A 2,604-nucleotide genomic window follows, 5' to 3' on the forward strand; every position below is an offset into this window, starting at 1 on the left:
GCCAAGAACCTGTTGCCACGCCGGCAGATGAGGATTGTTGACGTCGTCGACGCCCCAGCAACAAGGCGCGGTGGAGATGTGGAGGGTCATGTCAGGCTCCGGAAATTATTGTTATGGGTAGCGATGTTTCGCTGGAAGAAATCCTAAGGTGGGCAGATGCACGGCTGCTATAGTCCCTGAGCGATACCTGTCAAAACCCGTCAAAAGTTTCAGATAGGCTTTCATTTCATGTCAGAACATTCTTTGTCAGAAGCCGGCAACCCGCTCGGTCGTCGTGCAACCATGGAAGACGTGGCCTTGGCCGCCGGGGTGAGCCTGTCCACCGTGGACCGGGTGATGAATCTGCGGGCCAACGTGCGCGCCGATACCGCGCAACGCATTGCCGAGGCCGCCGCCCGACTGGGCTTCTACGGGCGTAATGTGATCGAACAACGAGTGCTGCAGCAGCGCCCGACCGTGCGCTTGGGGTTTCTGCTGCAAAAGCGTGGCGTGGCGTTTTATCAAGGGCTGGCCAAGGCCTTGGCTGAGGCGGCGACGGCCAGCGTGCGGGCCCAGGTTCGGGTGCTGATCCACTACATCGACGACCTGGCCCCGGCCGCCACCGCAGAACGCATTCTCAAGTTGCAGGGCGAAGTCGATGCCCTGGGCGTGGTGGCCGCCGACCATCCGGCTGTGCGCGAGGCCATGGCGCAATTGCGAGCGGCCGGTATTCCTGTGGTCGCACTGGTATCCGAGCTGAGCGCCTCGGCCGGCGCCGGTTATGTCGGCGTCGACAACCGTGCCATGGGCCGCACCGCCGGCTGGTTCATCAAGCACCTGGCAGCGCAACCGGGGCCAGCGGCCGTGATGGTCGGCACCCAGCGCTTTCAGTGCCAGGAACTGTGTGAAATGAGTTTTCGCTCCTTCCTGTCGGAACAACCCCAGGACTGGGAATTGCTGGCTACGCGCCTGACTCTGGAGGACGAGGAATTCGCCTATGCCGGCACGCTCGACCTGCTCACCAGCCAACCCGACCTTGTCGGCCTGTATGTGGCAGGTGGCGGTATCGAGGGGRTCATCAACGCCTTGCGCGAACTGAAAGCCCAGCACATCGCGCTACCCGTCGTGGTGTGCCACGACCTGACCCCCATCACCCGGGCAGCCCTGCGTGACGGCATCGTTCAAGCCGTGCTGTCACACCCTGTCGAGGCGCTGGCGCAAATGGCGGTCAGGGCCATGGTGGATGCCGCGATAGATCCAGCGTCGGACAGCGCAGCGAAGTGCATGCTTTCGTTGCAGATTGATGTGGCTGAAAGTGTTTAGTGGTCGGCAGCAGGCCTAGAACATTCCGAGGTGCTTTGTCAGGAGAAAAACAAAAAATGAGCATGACAAAAAACAGCATTATTTCGGCAATAAAAATTATTGTCATATTCACCACCCTGATAAGCGGATCGTATGCAGTTGTCATCCCGGCATTTGCACCCACCTATAAGACCTACTACATTCTAGTCATCGGAATCGCCACCTCAGCATTGCTTGGAGGTTTTATCGGCTATAAAGCCCTGGCAGATGAAATACGCCTCATCAAAATCGGCTTTGGTCTTTGCTATGCCACAGTCACAGCTATTTTTGTATTAGCACTTTCACTATTTATAATTTTAAACACTCGTGGAGCATGACTTGCAGCCATGCGCTATTTATCAGGCGACCGTGTTTATTGAAGCAATAAGATGAGCGTGCATCATGAGCGATCCAGATGAAATCGTTCGTACATTTGCCTTACAGAGAATTGCGAGCCTCTTCAACATTTCCGTGGACCTTCTTAATGAAGAAGACGTATTTGGGGAAGACTTGAAAGCCACCCGTTCTTCCGGTCTATTCACTAGAAATGAATATGATGCAATTGAAGGCGACATTCTTGATGTATGCGACAGAGAGACGTACAAGATCATAAGCTCTGGCAACCTGACCATTTACACCGTCGGCGATTATTGTGACCACATGGTTCGTTGTTATAAACGCAAGCCAAAAGACGTTATTGCGACATTGAAAATAACCTCGCTCAGCTGACTACGTTGGGCGGCTGCCATGCCGCGGGGAGCACCCGCCTGCTTGCCTTCCGAGTTTTCGAGCTGATTCACGAACGGTCCGACGACGAGGCTGTAAACTGGCCGCGCAAAAAAAGGCGCTGCATCATTGAATACCCCGGCGCCCCTTCACCCCCACAAACAAGAGATCCCCATGGCAAACCACGACATCACGTTCCTCCCCGATCCCGACGCGGAATCCATCTCCTCCGACGTCGCCGGTTTCGGCGGCCTGCTGGTCTCCACTCAAATTCCTACCCGCGCCGACGGCAGCCTGGAGCTGGGCGACATCACCCTGCAAAGCGAGTGCACTCTGCAGGCGCTCAAGGTAGCGCTGGAGAACGCCGGCAGTTCCATGGACCGGGTGCTGCATCTGACCATCTACCTCACCGACATGGCCGACCGCGCCGCGTTCAACGAGGTCTACCAGCGCTTCTTCGCCAAGCCCTGGCCGGTTCGCGCCGCCGTTGGCGTGGCCGCGTTGGCGGTCGAAGGCATGCGYGTGGAAGTCACTGCGATGGCGGCCAAGGGCTAAATC

The 2,604-nt window shown here is 57.1% G+C and carries 4 protein-coding genes; all 4 read left to right on the forward strand.

The genetic code is table 11. The annotated features are described in order from the left end of the window. Positions 1-228 precede the first annotated feature (228 nt). The 4 genes from AC1DLB_RS27315 (at position 229) to AC1DLB_RS27330 (ending at position 2,601) form a co-directional block, all read left to right on the forward strand. Entirely contained in the window at positions 229-1,302 is a 1,074-nt protein-coding gene (locus AC1DLB_RS27315) for a LacI family DNA-binding transcriptional regulator (protein ID WP_477786034.1), read from the forward strand. A gap of 56 nt (positions 1,303-1,358) precedes the next feature. Continuing rightward, positions 1,359-1,658, forward strand: coding sequence for a hypothetical protein (locus AC1DLB_RS27320; protein WP_064618510.1), 300 nt, complete (start codon positions 1,359-1,361; stop codon positions 1,656-1,658). Positions 1,659-1,722: 64 nt separating this feature from the next. Continuing rightward, positions 1,723-2,049: a hypothetical protein gene (locus AC1DLB_RS27325; RefSeq protein ID WP_477744464.1), complete on the forward strand. Its 327-nt coding sequence runs from the start codon at positions 1,723-1,725 to the stop codon at positions 2,047-2,049. A 171-nt stretch (positions 2,050-2,220) separates the two neighbouring features. Continuing rightward, positions 2,221-2,601, forward strand: coding sequence for a RidA family protein (locus tag AC1DLB_RS27330; protein ID WP_019580252.1), 381 nt, complete (start codon positions 2,221-2,223; stop codon positions 2,599-2,601). Positions 2,602-2,604 lie beyond the last annotated feature (3 nt).

It is taken from the genome of Pseudomonas sp. 05N434, assembly GCF_056396965.1.